15 protein-coding genes and 1 riboswitch are annotated in these 15003 nt (G+C 66.3%); of the genes, 12 read left to right on the forward strand and 3 right to left on the reverse strand.

Annotated elements, in window-relative coordinates; genetic code table 11:
• Window positions 1-17 precede the first annotated feature (17 nt).
• A riboswitch (S-adenosyl-L-homocysteine riboswitch) is annotated at window positions 18-96 on the forward strand.
• Window positions 97-170: 74 nt separating this feature from the next.
• The 5 genes from ahcY to QYL93_RS03530 all read left to right on the forward strand — a co-directional run bounded on the left by ahcY (window position 171) and on the right by QYL93_RS03530 (window position 4901).
• Window positions 171-1604: an adenosylhomocysteinase gene (gene ahcY / locus QYL93_RS03510; RefSeq protein WP_305742362.1), complete on the forward strand. Its 1434-nt coding sequence runs from the start codon at window positions 171-173 to the stop codon at window positions 1602-1604.
• 113 nt (window positions 1605-1717) lie between these two features.
• On the forward strand, window positions 1718-2710 hold the full coding sequence (locus QYL93_RS03515) for a TlyA family RNA methyltransferase (RefSeq protein ID WP_305742363.1): 993 nt from the start codon (window positions 1718-1720) through the stop codon (window positions 2708-2710).
• Entirely contained in the window at window positions 2707-3558 is an 852-nt protein-coding gene (gene metF / locus QYL93_RS03520; protein ID WP_305742364.1) for a methylenetetrahydrofolate reductase [NAD(P)H], read from the forward strand. Before QYL93_RS03515 ends, metF begins: the two co-directional genes overlap by 4 nt.
• Window positions 3559-3610: 52 nt before the next feature.
• Window positions 3611-4222, forward strand: coding sequence for a hypothetical protein (locus QYL93_RS03525; protein WP_305742365.1), 612 nt, complete (start codon window positions 3611-3613; stop codon window positions 4220-4222).
• A 160-nt stretch (window positions 4223-4382) separates the two neighbouring features.
• The gene (locus tag QYL93_RS03530; RefSeq protein WP_370876933.1) at window positions 4383-4901 is read left to right on the forward strand and encodes a septal ring lytic transglycosylase RlpA family protein; all 519 of its coding nucleotides are present in this window, start codon (window positions 4383-4385) and stop codon (window positions 4899-4901) included.
• A 35-nt stretch (window positions 4902-4936) separates the two neighbouring features.
• On the opposite strand, the gene QYL93_RS03535 is transcribed toward QYL93_RS03530, so the two are convergent.
• Entirely contained in the window at window positions 4937-5824 is an 888-nt protein-coding gene (locus QYL93_RS03535; protein WP_179683363.1) for a 23S rRNA (adenine(2030)-N(6))-methyltransferase RlmJ, read from the reverse strand.
• Between the two features lie 275 nt (window positions 5825-6099).
• Between QYL93_RS03535 and QYL93_RS03540 the strand changes: the two genes are divergently transcribed.
• From QYL93_RS03540 to mdtD, 7 genes are all read left to right on the forward strand, one after another.
• A complete protein-coding gene (locus QYL93_RS03540) occupies window positions 6100-7989 on the forward strand; it encodes a serine/threonine-protein kinase (protein ID WP_305742366.1) in 1890 nt (629 codons plus the stop codon).
• 204 nt (window positions 7990-8193) lie between these two features.
• Complete coding sequence (gene rplM, locus QYL93_RS03545) at window positions 8194-8625, forward strand: 50S ribosomal protein L13 (RefSeq protein WP_056414298.1); 432 nt, start codon at window positions 8194-8196, stop codon at window positions 8623-8625.
• A gap of 11 nt (window positions 8626-8636) precedes the next feature.
• On the forward strand, window positions 8637-9029 hold the full coding sequence (rpsI, locus tag QYL93_RS03550) for a 30S ribosomal protein S9 (protein WP_007856955.1): 393 nt from the start codon (window positions 8637-8639) through the stop codon (window positions 9027-9029).
• A gap of 89 nt (window positions 9030-9118) precedes the next feature.
• The gene (locus tag QYL93_RS03555) at window positions 9119-9832 is read left to right on the forward strand and encodes a DUF6776 family protein (protein WP_305742367.1); all 714 of its coding nucleotides are present in this window, start codon (window positions 9119-9121) and stop codon (window positions 9830-9832) included.
• A 137-nt stretch (window positions 9833-9969) separates the two neighbouring features.
• On the forward strand, window positions 9970-10395 hold the full coding sequence (locus QYL93_RS03560; protein WP_179683366.1) for a polymer-forming cytoskeletal protein: 426 nt from the start codon (window positions 9970-9972) through the stop codon (window positions 10393-10395).
• 34 nt (window positions 10396-10429) lie between these two features.
• Window positions 10430-10795, forward strand: a complete 366-nt coding sequence (gene erpA, locus QYL93_RS03565) for an iron-sulfur cluster insertion protein ErpA (RefSeq protein ID WP_305742368.1) — start codon at window positions 10430-10432, stop codon at window positions 10793-10795.
• 98 nt (window positions 10796-10893) lie between these two features.
• Window positions 10894-12315 carry a multidrug transporter subunit MdtD gene (gene mdtD / locus QYL93_RS03570; RefSeq protein ID WP_305742369.1) on the forward strand — a complete coding sequence of 474 codons (1422 nt, stop codon included), beginning with the start codon at window positions 10894-10896 and terminating at the stop codon, window positions 12313-12315.
• A gap of 11 nt (window positions 12316-12326) precedes the next feature.
• On the opposite strand, the gene QYL93_RS03575 is transcribed toward mdtD, so the two are convergent.
• Both QYL93_RS03575 and QYL93_RS03580 read right to left on the reverse strand, forming a co-directional pair.
• On the reverse strand, window positions 12327-13436 hold the full coding sequence (locus QYL93_RS03575; protein WP_305742370.1) for an anhydro-N-acetylmuramic acid kinase: 1110 nt from the start codon (window positions 13434-13436) through the stop codon (window positions 12327-12329).
• 27 nt (window positions 13437-13463) lie between these two features.
• Window positions 13464-14822 carry a M23 family metallopeptidase gene (locus QYL93_RS03580; protein ID WP_305742371.1) on the reverse strand — a complete coding sequence of 453 codons (1359 nt, stop codon included), beginning with the start codon at window positions 14820-14822 and terminating at the stop codon, window positions 13464-13466.
• Window positions 14823-15003: the final 181 nt, after the last annotated feature.

Below are 15003 nucleotides of genomic sequence, written 5' to 3' on the forward strand. Positions count from 1 at the left end.
TTTACATATAATGCGCACATCCGAGGAGCGTTGCAGCGTCCCCAGCATTGGCGGGGCGTGAGGCTCGGAGTCATCTAGCAACGACGCTCATCCACTTCTCGTGTGGTGAGCTTTTCATCTCATCCCTGCGCGGCAAGTGGTTTTTCAAACATGCTTTGGAGCACACCCTCATGAACGCACGCGTCAACGCCCCGGTCAACACCGACTGCATCATTGCCGACATCGGCCTGGCCCCCTGGGGCCGCAAGGAAATTCGCATCGCCGAAACGGAGATGCCCGGCCTCATGGCCATCCGCGAGGAATTCGCTGCCCAGCAGGCGCTCAAGGGCGCCCGCATCACCGGTAGCCTGCACATGACGATCCAGACCGCCGTGCTGATCGAAACCCTGCAGGCCCTGGGCGCCGACGTGCGCTGGGCATCGTGCAACATCTTCTCCACACAGGACCATGCGGCTGCCGCGATTGCCGCCAACGGCACGCCCGTGTTCGCCATCAAGGGCGAAACCCTGGCCGAATACTGGGACTACACCCACCGCATCTTCGACTTCGGGCCTGCCGGCAGCGAAGGCGAAGGCCCCAACCTGATCCTGGATGACGGCGGTGACGCCACCTTGCTGATGCACCTGGGCCAGCGCGCCGAGAAGGATGCCTCGCTGCTGGACAACCCCACCAGCGAAGAAGAAACCTGCCTGTACGCCTCCATCAAGGCCAAGCTGGCCGTGGACCCGACCTGGTACACCCGCAAGAGCGCCCAGATCATCGGCGTGACCGAAGAAACCACCACGGGTGTGCACCGCCTCAAGGAAATGTCGGCCAAGGGCACGCTGCTGTTCCGCGCGATCAACGTCAACGACTCGGTGACCAAGAGCAAGTTCGACAACCTGTACGGTTGCCGTGAGTCGCTGGTGGACGGCATCAAGCGCGCCACCGACGTGATGATCGCCGGCAAGGTGGCCTGCGTGGCCGGCTACGGCGACGTGGGCAAGGGCAGCGCCCAGGCCCTGCGTGCCCTGTCGGCCCAGGTCTGGGTGACCGAGATCGACCCCATCAACGCCCTGCAGGCCGCGATGGAAGGCTACAAGGTCGTGACCATGGAGTACGCCGCCGACAAGGCCGACATCTTCGTCACCACCACCGGCAACAAGGACGTGATCACCCACGACCACATGAAGGCCATGAAGGACCAGGCCATCGTCTGCAACATCGGCCACTTCGACAACGAGATCCAGGTCGCGTCGCTCGAACAGTACGAGTGGGAAGAAATCAAGCCCCAGGTGGACCACGTGATCTTCCCGGACGGCAAGCGCATCATCCTGCTGGCCAAGGGCCGCCTGGTGAACCTGGGCTGCGGCACGGGCCACCCGAGCTTCGTGATGTCCAGCTCGTTTGCCAACCAGACCATCGCCCAGATCGAGCTGTTCATGCACAAGGACCGCTACGAAAACGGCCAGGTCTACGTGCTGCCCAAGCACCTCGACGAAAAGGTGGCCCGCCTGCACCTGAAGAAGGTCGGCGCCATGCTGACCGAGCTGTCCGACGAGCAGGCCGCCTACATCGGCGTGTCCAAGCAAGGCCCTTACAAGCCTGACACCTACCGCTACTGATCGGCTGCTGCCGCTGCACGCTCTTGCCCGAAAGGGCAGGGCGCCGGTGGAGGTGAATGCCTTCGTGCCCTCGAGGCCCTGAAATCCATTGCCCTCGGGTGAGAGAGTGACGCATGCGCGCAGATGTTTTTTTGGTGGAATCCGGCCATGCGACCACACGGTCGCAGGCACAGCGCCTGATCACCGCAGGGGTGGAGTGGCGCCTGTCGCCGCTGTCGCCATGGCAGAAGGTGGCCAAGAACGGTGACGAGATTCCCTCGGTGGCCGAGTTGCGGCTGCTCGACGACGCGGAGGTGAAGTACATCTCGCGCGGCGGGCTCAAGCTCGAAGGCGCGCTCAAGGCGGTGGGCCTGTCCGTCACCGGGCTGCGCTGCCTGGACGTGGGCCAGAGCACCGGCGGTTTCACCGACTGCCTGTTGCAGCAGGGCGCGGTGCAGGTGATCGGCGTGGACGTGGGCCAGGCCCAGTTGCACGAGAGCCTGCGCAGCGACGTGCGCGTGGTCTGCGTGGAAGGGCTGAATGCGCGATCGATCACCGCGCAGCTGCTCAAGGAAGCCTGCGAGCAGGCGATCTCGGACCCGGTGGGCGGCGCGGTGGCAGACGACGATGTGCAGCCCGAAAACCCGTACCGCTGGATGTCGGGCGATGGCGAGGTCACCGACTACGACGACAGCGACGATGTGAGCGACGACGACATCGAGGCGGACGCTGCCAAGGGTGCTGCTCCGGCAGGCCCGCAGGCCACGCCCCGAACCGGGCTGCGCCGCCGTGCGGGTTACGAGCAGGTGGACACCACCCCCAGCTTCGGCCTGGTGGTGGGCGACCTGTCGTTCATCTCGCTCACGCTGGTGCTGCCCGCGCTGGTGCCGCTGCTCGCGCCGGATGGGCAGTTGCTGATGCTGGTCAAACCGCAGTTCGAACTGCAGCCCGGCCAGGTGGGCAAGGGCGGCATCGTGCGCGACGAATCCCTGTACGCGGTGGTCGAGCAGCGCATCCGCGACTGCTGTGCTGGTCTGGGCCTCACGGTGCAGGCCTGGCTGGACAGCCCCATCAGCGGGGGCGATGGCAACCGTGAATTCTTTGTTTTTGCGAGGAGGGCCGCATGAATGCAGCCAAGGCGCAGGCCACCGGCTTTCCGGTAAGCCTCGAATTCTTTCCCACCAAGACGCCGGCAGGCGCTGACAAGCTGCGCGCCGAGCGCCAGCAGCTGTATGCGCTGAGCCCCGAGTTCTGCTCCGTCACCTATGGTGCGGGCGGCTCCACGCAGGAGGGCACCTTCGGCGCCGTGCGCGAGATCCTCGCCGAAGGAGTGCCTGCGGCCTCGCATTTCTCGTGCATTGGCGCCACGCGCGAATCGGTGCGCCAAGAGCTGGCCCAGCTCAAGGCCATGGGCGTCAAGCGCCTGGTGGCGCTGCGCGGCGACCTGCCCAGCGGCTATGGCGCGGGTGGCGAGTTCCAGTACGCCAGCGACCTCGTGGCCTTCATCCGGGCCGAGACGGGGCGCGACTTTCACATCGAAGTGGCCGCCTACCCCGAGGTGCACCCCCAAGCGCGCTCGCCGGAAGCCGACCTCAAGGCCTACCTGGCCAAGGTGCAGGCGGGTGCCGACGCGGCCATCACCCAGTATTTCTACAACGCGGATGCCTATTTTCGCTTCGTGGACGACGTGCACCGCCTGGGTGCCAGCATTCCGGTGGTGCCCGGCATCATGCCGATCACCAGCTCCACCCAGCTCATGCGCTTCTCGGATGCCTGCGGCGCCGAGATCCCGCGCTGGATCCGCCTGCGCCTGCAGGCCTTCGGCGACGACACGGCCAGCATCAAGGCCTTTGGCCTCGACGTGGTGACGGATCTGTGCGACAGGTTGCGCAGCGAGGGGGTGCCGGCGCTGCACTTCTACACCATGAACCAGAGTGCCGCCACGCTCGAAATTTGCCGCCGGCTGGTGCTGTAACCGGGCCGAAACGGTAATATCCGTACCCTTTGTTTCATTTTTCTGGTGCGCCATGAAGGTTGTATTTGCGGTGATGCTGTCCCTTTTGGGCGGGCTTGGTGTGTCCGACGTGGGAGCGCAGACGCGCTACCACTGCCGGGATGGCAATGGCAATGACTACAGCCTGTCGCGCCCGTGCCCGAGTGGCAGCACCACCCGGACGGTGGAGGCCGGACCTGCTCCGTCTTCCTATTCGTACAGCCAGCCCTCCCGTCCCACGGTGGTGCGCACGGCGCCCGACGTGCCGGACCACTACAGCTACATGAGCGGGCGCTGCCGCTCGCTGGACGAAAACATCCGCAACGCCTATTCGCGCAAGATCGCACCCGACGTGGTGCAGGGCATGCAGCGCGAGTACCGCCGCGACTGCAGCGAGGAAGAGCGCGATGCGTCGCGCCGCATGTACGACGAGCGGCGCTCCGGCGACCGCCAGCGCCGCGACGAGGAACAGTCTGCCCAGGCGGCAGCCGACGCGGCGCGCCAGCAGGATGCCCGCCAGGTCCAGCAATGTGCAGAATCGCAGCGCATCCTGAACGCCAAGCGCGCCCGGACCGACCTCACCGAGGGCGAGCGGGGCGACCTGAAACGCTTTGAAGAGGCGTTTCTTGCGCGCTGCAAGCGCTGATTTCTTGCGAGGGATCGCCTGCGCTGTGGTGGCCTGCCTGCTGTGGTGGCCATCCGCATGGGGCGAGGAAGCGGGTTTGCGCCTGGATGGTGCAACAGGCAGCGGCCTCAAGCTGCCAGCCGACCCGGCAGAGGTATTGCCGCTTCGCAACGGGAGTGCCGTGCCTTCCTATCCCACCCTGCCGTCTGATACGGCGGAGATGAACGACGACGAAGAAGACGACTCCCCCGATGCGGACGAGAGTCCTCTGGAAACGGGGCTGGCCTCGTGGTATGGCCAGCGCTTTCACCGGCGGCGCACGGCCAGCGGCGAGCTGTTCGACATGAACGCCATGACGGCGGCGCACCGCACGCTGGCATTCGGCACCCGCATCTGCGTTCGCAACCGGGAGACGGGCAAGGGCGTGGTGGTGCGGGTCAACGACCGGGGCCCGCACGTGGCCAACCGCATCGTGGACCTGAGCCGTGGCGCGGCGATGGCCCTGGGGTTGCACAGCCTGGGGCTCAAGGCCGTGGACGTCTTTCCCTTGGGCGCAGATGCGGTCACCTGCCCGCCCGCTCCCCTGGAGAACCTCCTGCAGCGTTTGGCCTCCCCTGAAGCCGATGAAGCGGGCGCACCAGCTGCCAACAGCGGTCGCGGCGCACGTGCCGTGCTTCCGCGCTTGCGGCGTTCTCCCTGAGCGAGCGCTGCTGCGCGAAGCGGTTCTGGTTCTCTTTATCCGCCGGATTCCAGCGTGTGGGTGGCGTTCTTGTCCTGCGCCAGCAGCTCGGTCATCTGGGGCAGGGCTTCCTTGAGCGCTGCCTTGAGCGTGAAGGGCGGGTTGATCAGGAACATGCCGCTGGCCGGCAGGCCGGGGCGCTTGACGTCGCCGGCGGCATTTTCGGTGATCTTGCTGGACTTGACGGTCAGCGTGGCATGCAACCAGCTTTTGCCCGCCTTGGTGGCCAGGGTCTTCAAGCGGCGTGGCAGGTCATGGGCTTCCGGGCGCGGGATGATCGGGTACCAGAACGCATAGGTGCCGGTGGCAAAGCGCTTGAGCGAATCCGCCGCCATGTCGAGCACCTTGCCGTAGTCGTTCTTCATCTCGTAGCTGGGGTCGCACAGCACCAGCGCGCGCCGCGCAGGCGGGGGCAGGAACTTCTTGATGCCCTCGAACCCGTCCTCGTGCAGCACGGCCACCTGGCGGCCAGCCTCCAGCTGGGCCACGTTGCCTGCCAGCGCGCGCAGGTCGGTCGGGTGCAGCTCGAACAGCTTGAGCTTGTCACGCTCGCGCAGCAGGCGCTGGATGATGAAGGGCGAGCCGGGGTAGACCCGCGTGGCCGCCCCCTGGTTGAAGGCGCGTACCATGTCCAGATAGGCCTGCAGGGCCGGCTGGAGCGCGGGAACGCCCGGAGCGATCAGCCGGGCGATGCCGTCGGCCGATTCGGCGCTGGTGTTGGCATAGTCGCCGTCCAGCCGGTACAGGCCTGCGCCGGCATGGGTGTCCAGCACGGTCAGGGCCGCATCTTTCTCGACAAGGTGTTGCAGGGCAGCAATCAGCACCGTGTGCTTGAGCACGTCGGCGTGGTTGCCTGCATGGAAGGCGTGGCGGTAACTGAACATGCCCCAATGGTAACGAGTGTCAGCGCCCGGGCTGATATTTCGGCGGCGGATCCGTCAATCGGGGCTTTCAGCCGCCACAGGGTGGCACGGACAATGCAGGACAGGGCAGAATTGCGTGCTGGGAGGCTCCTGCGTGACGTTTTTGGCAGATGGGTGGCTTTTTGTTTCAATGCCCCGGCTGTCATGCATCATGATCGCTGGTGCCGCGGGGCGGCCCCTCGCAGCAGTTTCCTGACCCCCGTCCCGGCCGCCTTTCCGCCCAGCTTTTTCGCACAATGATCGAAACCTCTGCTCCTGCTCCTGCCAGTGCCGTCAGCCATGTCGATGCGCTGCCGCCTGGAACGCGGCTGGCCGAGTTCGAAATCCTGGCGCTGCTGGGCGTGGGCGGTTTTGGCATGGTCTACAAGGCGTTCGACCATTCCCTGCACCGCGCGGTGGCCATCAAGGAATACATGCCGTCGGCATTGGCCGGGCGTGCGCAGGGGCAGTCGCTGTGGGTGCGCTCGTCATCGGACCAGCAGACCTTCCACGCCGGCCTCGAATCGTTCGTGGGCGAGGCCCGGCTGCTGGCGCAGTTCGACCACCCCTCGCTCGTCAAGGTGTTTCGTTTCTGGGAGGCCAACAACACCGCCTACATGGTCATGCCGCTGTATTCGGGCATGACCTTCAAGCAGGCACGCGCCCAGATGCGCACGCCGCCCACCGAGGAATGGCTGCGCAAGCTGCTGTGGTCGGTGCTGGGGGCGTTGCGCGTGCTGCACGACGGCAAGACCCTGCACCGCGACATCTCGCCCGACAACATCTTCCTGCAGGACAGCGGCCCGCCGGTGCTGCTGGACCTGGGCGCAGCGCGCCATGCGATCAACGACAAGGACCACAAGCACACGGCAGTGCTCAAGGTGAACTACGCGCCTATCGAGCAGTACTCCGAAGGCGACGAGGATCTGCGCCAAGGCCCCTGGAGTGACCTGTATTCGCTGGGTGCGGTGGTGCATGGCTGCCTGTGCAACGACACGCCCCTGCCGGCCACCCTGCGCTCCATCAAGGACCGCATGGTGCCGTTCTCGCGGGTGGCCAAGACCGTCAAGAAGCAGCTGGGCGTCGAATATTCGCCCGCCTTCGTGGCGGCGGTCTCGCAGGCGCTGTCGCTCAAGCCGGAAGACCGGCCCCAGAGCATCGATGCCTTCCTGCAGCTCATGGAAATGACCGCACCCCCGGAAGGCGTGGACCATTTCGATTTCCGCGCCGACCTGGGCGACATCTGGGTGGAGCCCGCCGACCAGCCCGGCCCCGGCCTGCTCACCCCGACGGTGGATGTGACGGCGGCCCCCGCCATCGTGGCCGAAATCGCGGCCCAGGCGAACAAGGCGATGGAGGCGGCGGGCGAAGACGCTGCTGCCGATGGATACCCCGATACCGTCCAGCGGGGCGGGGCAGACACCGTCTTCATGGACCCTGCGGACACAGAGGTCTTGGTGACGGCCGACCATGACCGCAAGGCAACGCGCCACGGCCGGGGCGAGGCCAGTGGTGCCGCAGGCCGGGTGCGTGCGGCACTGACGGAGTCCGAGCGGGCCGCTGCAGCCCTGGCGGCACGTGCCGACCGCCGGCCGGGCCTGATGCCGGTGTGGCTGGTGCTCGGCGCAGCCGGGCTGGCCGTGGCCGCCGCCGGGGTCTGGTGGTCGCAAGGCCGCAGCCCGAAGACCGCACCCGCAGACGACATCATCACCGAGATGGCCGAGCCGGCGCCCGCTGCGTCCGACGCGGTGGCCGTTCTGTTGCCGGCCTCGGAACCCGCGTTCGTGGTGGCCAGCGCGCCTGCGGACGCTACGCCCGGCGTGGCCGATGCCGCCTCTGCGGTGGTGGTGGTCAAGCCCGCGCCCAAGCCCAAGCGCGCCGTGGCCTCCGAGCCGGCGCCTGCGCCCGTCGTGGTCCATGAGGAGCCGCCACCACCGCCACCACCACCGCCTCCGGTGGAGCGCCCCCGTCCGGCGCCAGTGCGCGTGCCATCGCCCCAGGAGGCGTGCGCCGACGCCAGCTTCCTGGCGCGGCCCATGTGCATTCACAACGAATGCCAGAAGCCCTCTCAGGTGAACTCCGCTATTTGTGTGGAGAACAAGCGCCGCTACGACGCCGAAGAGGCGCGCCGCCGCCAGTCGCCCTGAGCCGGCTTGGTGCGCAATCGCGAGCCTTGCGTTGTTTTCGCCAGGCATGGCTTGCGCCGCATGCCCGGTAATTCGTATAATCGAGGGCTTCGCAGCGCTTTTGTGGTCCCGCGGCGAGGAATTACAGCCACCTAAGAGGCTTCCTTCAGAGAAGCACCGACCGTGGAAAAGGACCCGCCAAACCCTCTTTTGAAGAGAAAACTCATGACTACTACTTTCAGCGCCAAGCCCGCTGAGGTCGTGCACGAGTGGTTTGTGATTGACGCGACCGACAAGGTCCTCGGACGAGTAGCCAGCGAAGTTGCTCTCCGTTTGCGCGGCAAACACAAGGCCATTTACACGCCTCACGTCGACACCGGTGACTTCATCGTCATCATCAACGCCGCCCAGCTCAAGGTCACCGGCACCAAGTCCCTGGACAAGGTGTACTACCGCCACTCGGGTTACCCCGGCGGTATCACGGCCACGAACTTCCGCGACATGCAAGCCAAGCACCCTGGCCGTGCGCTGGAAAAGGCTGTCAAGGGCATGCTGCCCAAGGGTCCCCTTGGCTACGCAATGATCAAGAAACTCAAGGTGTATGGCGGTGCAGAGCATCCCCACACCGCCCAGCAGCCCAAGGCTCTGGAAATCTAAGGAGCCTTGAGATGATTGGTGAATGGAACAATGGCACCGGCCGTCGCAAGTCCAGCGTCGCCCGCGTGTTTCTGAAAAAAGGCACTGGCAAGATCACGGTGAACGGCAAGGACATCCAGTCCTATTTCGGCCGCGAAACCTCGATCATGATCGCCAAGCAGCCGCTCGCACTGACCAACCATGTCGAAACCTTCGACATCCAGATCAATGTGCACGGTGGTGGTGAGTCCGGCCAGGCCGGCGCTGCCCGCCACGGCATCACCCGCGCCCTGATCGACTACGACGCGACGCTCAAGCCCGCACTGAGCCAGGCCGGCTTCGTGACGCGCGATGCCCGCGAAGTGGAACGCAAGAAGGTCGGTCTGCACTCCGCACGCCGCGCCAAGCAGTTCTCCAAGCGTTAAGCCTGGACTGCCCTGCAAAAAAACCGCCTTCGGGCGGTTTTTTCGTTTAAGGTGCGCTCTTCGTTTTCGAGCACCCGTTTCCGCCTCCCATGCGTTTTCGCCTTCTTCGCCGCCGGCTGACCATCAGCGCCCCTCGGGTGGCCATTCGCAGCGCCATGCCCTGGCCCGTGCGCTGGCTGGTGCTGGCGGTGGTCTTCGGGCTGTGCGCCGCTGTGGCGCTGTGGGCCTTCGAGTTCGGCAAGTCCATCGCCGGGCTCGAATCCGGCGCCCGAGAGGAATTGGTGCGGCTGCGCGGCGAGGTGGCGCGGCTGGTGGAAGAGACCCAGCGCCAGCATGCCGTCTCGCAGACGGCCGAGAGCATCCTCACGGCCGACCGGGCCACCTTGCAGACCCTGATGACGCAGGTGCGGCAACTCGAGGCCGAGAACCGCACGCTGCGCGAGGACCTGGGCTTTTTCGAGCGCCTCATTCCCGCTGGCGGCGCCGAAGGCGTGGCCATCCGCGGCCTGCATGCCGAAATCGTGGGCGGCATGCAGTTGCGCTGGCAGGTGCTGGTGATCCAGGCCGCCCGCAACGCCCCCGAGTTCAACGGCAAGCTGGAACTGGTGCTGGCCGGCACGCAGGACGGCAAGCCCTGGACCCAGACCTTCCCCCAGAGCGCGGCCCTGCAACTGCGCCAGTACCGGCGACTGGAGGGCATGTTGACGCTGCCGCCCGATGCCGTGGTAAAAACCGTGACCGCGCGGGTGCTGGATGGCAGCACTGTGCGCACCTCCCAGACCATGGCCATGGCGGCCGAATAGCCGCCGTCAGCCGCCGCCGCGTTGTCGCTGCGCGGGCAGGATGCCAGGGCCTTGCCTTTCTTTTTTGATGCGGATGGACCGCCTGCCGGCGCCTTTGGCGCGTGCGGGTCGTCGTCCCTGACCCAGGAGTTTTGCCCATGTTTTCCCGAAAAAAGCAGCCCCCGATCAAGAGCCTGGTGGCCCACGGCACCCGCATCGACGGCAATGTGCTGTTCGGTGAGGGCATGCGCATCGATGGCGAGGTGGTGGGCGACATCCGCTCGGGCACCGAGCAGCCCAGCATTCTGGTGATTTCAGAGTCGGCCCGGGTCGAGGGCGCGGTGCATGCCGACCATGTGATCGTCAACGGCTCGGTGACCGGGCCGGTGCATGCTGCCGAGCTGCTGGAGCTGCAGCCCAAGGCACGCATCACCGGCAACGTGCACTACAAGGCGCTGGAGATGCACCAGGGCGCCATGATCACCGGCCAGATGTGCCCTCTGGCCGCGGTGGCCGATGAAAAGCCCCCACTGCAGTTGTCGTCAAAGCCGGCGACCCCTGAATCCCCGACTGCTTTGCAGTAGTATTGGCTCCAAACCTGAAAATCGGAGTTTCCCCATGAGCGCAGTTGCCGAAAACATCCAGACCGAAATGCCGACCCCCATCCTGTTCACCGACAGTGCAGCAGCAAAGGTGGCGGACCTGATCGCGGAAGAAGGCAATCCAGACCTCAAGCTGCGCGTCTTCGTGCAGGGTGGCGGCTGCTCGGGCTTCCAGTACGGCTTCACGTTCGACGAAATCACGAACGAAGACGACACCACCATGACCAAGAATGGCGTGTCGCTGCTGATCGACGCCATGAGCTACCAGTACCTGGTGGGTGCCGAGATCGACTACAAGGAAGACCTGCAGGGCGCCCAGTTCGTGATCAAGAACCCCAACGCCACGACCACCTGCGGCTGCGGCTCCAGCTTCTCTGCCTGAGGACGCGGGGCCGTGCCCACGGCACCGCACTTCGCAGCAAGCCGCCTTCGGGCGGCTTTTCATTTGGGGCTCCTGATTCCCTCTTAGTCTGGCACTGCATGCAGCAAGAACAATCCCGCAAAGTCCTCCTGTGGCTGGTGGCCATCGGCTTCTTCATGCAGACGCTGGACGCCACCATCGTCAACACCGCATTGCCGGCCATGGCGCGCAGCTTGGGCGAAAGCCCGCTGCAGATGCAGTCGGTGGTGGTGGCCTACTCGCTGGCCATGGCCATGCTGATCCCGGCCTCGGGATGGCTGGCCGACCGCTTCGGTTCACGCCGCGTTTTCCTCTCGGCCATCGTGCTGTTCGTGCTGGGCTCAGTGTGCTGCGCGCTGGCCCAGAGCCTCGCCCAGTTGGTGGCGGCGCGCGTGGTGCAGGGTCTGGGCGGGGCGCTGCTGATGCCCGTAGGGCGGCTGGTGGTGCTGCGCACTTTCCCGCGCGAGCAGTTCCTGCAGGCCATGAGCTTCGTGGCTGTTCCGGGCCTGATTGGTCCGCTGATCGGCCCCACGCTGGGCGGCTGGCTGGTGGAGGCCGCCTCGTGGCACTGGATCTTCCTGATCAACGTACCCGTGGGGCTGGTGGGGTGCATCGCCACGCTGCGCTTCATGCCGGGCGAGCCCGTGACCTTCGTGCCCCGGTTCGACCTGGCGGGCTACCTGATGCTGGCTTTCGGCATGGTGTCGCTTTCCTTGGCGCTGGATGGCCTGGCCAGCATGGGCCTGCGCCAGGCCAGCGTGCTGGTGCTGATGGTCTTTGGCCTGGCCAGCCTGGTGGCCTACTGGCTGCATGCGGCGCGGCGGGCCGATCCCCTGTTCTCGCCGCAGCTGTTTTTGGTCGACACCCTGCGCATCGGCCTGCTGGGCAACCTGTTCTCTCGCCTGGGCAGTTCCTGCATGCCCTTCCTGATCCCGCTGCTGCTGCAGGTCACCATGGGCTACTCGCCCATGCAGGCCGGCATGATGATGCTGCCGGTGGCGATTGCCGGCATGTCGATGAAGCGCTTCACCACCCCGCTGATCACTCGCTTCGGCTACCGGCAGGTGCTGGTTAGCAATACCCTGCTCGTAGGAGTGACCATGGCCAGCTTCGGGCTGGCCACGCCCTCCCAGCCGCTGTGGGTGCACGTGCTGCAACTGGCCGCCTTTGGCGCGGTGAACTCCCTGCAGTTCACGGCCATGAACACGGTGACCCTCAAGGACCTGGACCATGCCAATGCGAGCAGCGGCAACAGCCTGTTGTCCATGGTGCAGATGGTGGCCATGGGCATGGGAGTGGCAGCGGCGGGCGCGGTGCTGGCAGCCTTCACCGCCTTTTTCCAGCCCCCTGATGCGGGTCACACGCTCTGGGCGTTTCAGGCCACGTTTGCCTGCATGGGGTTGATCACGGTGGCTTCGGCCGGCATCTTCTGGCAATTGTCGCCAGAGGATCGGGCCAGCAGCAAGGCTGCGACCACGGCCGACGCGGCAGACCATGGCTGACCCACCAGCGCTCAGGCCGGGTAGATGGCGCCTAGCACGCGGCCCCCTGCGGCGCCGGTGACGCTGGGCAGGTTGCCCGGCTGGCCACTCACCGCCTGGCGCGCCAGCCAGGCAAAGGCGGCGGCTTCCACCTGCAGCGCGGGCAGGCCCAGCGCATCGGTGGCGACGACCTGCAGGGCAGGGCAGGCGGCCTGCAGCCGGGCCATCAGGTGGTCATTGAGCGCGCCGCCGCCGCAGACCGCCAGGGTTGCGGCGGCCGCGCCATGGCGCCGGGCATCTTCGGCGCAGGCCAGCGCCGTGAACTCCGTGAGCGTGGCCTGCACGTCCTGCGGGGCGGCGCTGCGAAAGGCATCCAGGCGGTTGGCGAGCCAGTCGGGATTGAAAAGGTCGCGCCCCGTGCTTTTGGGTGGCGCTTTGCGCAGGAAGGGTTCCTGCCGCAGCAGGGCCAGCAGATCGGGCAGCACCTGGCCGCTGGCGGCCCAGGCACCACCGGCGTCAAATGCCTGCCCGGTGTGCAACTGGCACCAGTAATCCATCAGCGCGTTGCCGGGGCCGCAGTCGAAGCCCAGCACCCGGCCATCCGCACCCAGTACGCTCAGGTTGGAGATGCCGCCGATGTTGAGCACCAGCATGGTCTCGCCCGGCCGGCCAAACACGCCCTGGTGAAAGGCTGGTACCAGTGGTGCGCCCTGGCCCCCGGCTGCCAGGTCGCGGCTGCGAAAGTCGGCCACCGCAGCAATCCCCGTGCGCTCGGCGAGCAGGGAGGGGTTGTTCAACTGCAGGGTGTAGCCTGTGCCGTCGAACTCCTGCGGGCGGTGGCGCACGGTCTGGCCATGGGCTCCGATGGCGCGGATCGCGCCGGGTGCCAGCCCGCTGCGCTCCAGCAGAGTCTTCACTACGCCCGCATAGGCGCGGGCCAGCCCGTTGCCCGCCAGGGCGGCACGGTGCAGCTCATCGCTGCCAGAGGTGTTGAGGGCGAGCAATTCGGCCCGCAGGCCGGGGTCGAAAGGTGCGCTGGCATAGTGGGTGACCACCATGCGGGCGCCGGAGAAATCCGCCAGCACCCCGTCGATGCCGTCGAGCGAGGTGCCCGACATCAGGCCGATGTACAGCTCGGACATGGCCCGGTGGCTTGTCAGCGTCGCAGGTCAGTCCGCGCTGGCTTGTTCGATCAACGCGGCAGCCGACAGCTGGATGCGCATGTTGGAAGCCAGGCGCTCAAAGGCCGGACGGCCAGCGGCCGACACCGGTGCGGCGGCTTCGCTCGCTGCCACGATGGTCTGTGGATCCTGGTGCTGGCCGTTCACGCGGAATTCGAAGTGCAGGTGCGGGCCGGTGGCCCAGCCCGTGGAACCCACGGCGCCCAGGGTCTGGCCCTGCTCCACCGACTGGCCCTGGCGCACGTCGATGCGGCTCAGGTGGGCATACACGGTGACATGCTGGTTGCGGTGCTTGACGAAGACCACGTTGCCGAAACCGTTTTGTACGCCGGAGAACTCCACCACGCCGTCACCCACGGTGCGCACAGGCGTGCCCGTGGGGGCCGCGAAATCAGTGCCCAGGTGGGCGCGCCAGGTTTTCAGGATGGGGTGCATGCGCATCTTGAAGCCGCTGGTCACGCGCGAGAACTCCACGGGGGAGGTCAGGTAGGCGCGGCGCATGCTTTCACCGTCCAGCGTGTAGTAGGCGCCTTTGGAGGCACCCGATTCCTGGAACCAGATGGCCTGGTGGGTCTTGCTGTTGTTGACGAACTCGGCGCTCAGCACGCGGCCGCTGCTCAGCGGCTCGCCGTCGGCTTCCAGGGTTTCATAGACCACCGAGAAGCGATCACCCTTGCGCAGCGAACGGCGAAAGTCGATGTTGCCCGAGAACAGCTCGGCCATCTGCACCGCTACGGCGTCGGGGATGTTGGAGGCGTCGGTCGCGGCGAACAGCGAGCTGTTGATCACGCCGCCGGCCAGGCGGCTGCTCGTCGTCAGCTTGGCGGTCTCGACACGCGAGCTGAATTTCTCGCCCGCGCGCTCCACGATCAGGCGGCGGAAGTTGCCGCTGTCGTCGGGCACCCAGCGGGCCGTCAGGCGCACCAGGCGGTGGTCGTCGGTGGTTTCGGCCGACACGACGCGGCCGGTGCGGCCCAGCATGTTCTGGCGCACCGTGTTGTCGCCGCGCAGGAAGGCGGCGGCGGCCGGGTCGGCGATGCCCAGGCGTTGCAGCAGCGATTCGGGGGTGTCGCTGCTGCGCACCTGTTCGGAGCGGAACAGCGAGAAGCCGGGCGCATCGAGCTGGCCCAGCACCAGGTTCTCGGCCAGCGATTCCACCGGGTAGCTCACCATGCGCACCGGCATGTCCGCAGGGTCGGGTGCGAACGATGCCACGGCAAATGCGCCACCGCCGCCCGTGAGCAGCAATGCTGCAACGGCGGCGGTGATGTGCTTGGGGTGTTGTTGGATGCTATGGGACAGTCGGTCTAGCAAAGCCGCGCTGGCGGTGGTCAAGCCGTGAATCAAAGGTCTATCCCCAGTGTGAGAGTGATCTCCTGGCACTTCCCCGGTGTGAATACGGGGCAAGGCAAGGCGCACAGACTGTCTGTTTGCAGCGATTCGACAAGGCACAAGGCGGGTCGAAACAGCGGGCCCATTAGAATCCGCCTCTGCAATGTGGGCTGGAGTATAGCGGTGCGCGCTGTAT

Origin of the sequence: Acidovorax sp. A1169 (assembly GCF_030704685.1) — a bacterium.
Taxonomy (GTDB): domain Bacteria; phylum Pseudomonadota; class Gammaproteobacteria; order Burkholderiales; family Burkholderiaceae_C; genus Acidovorax.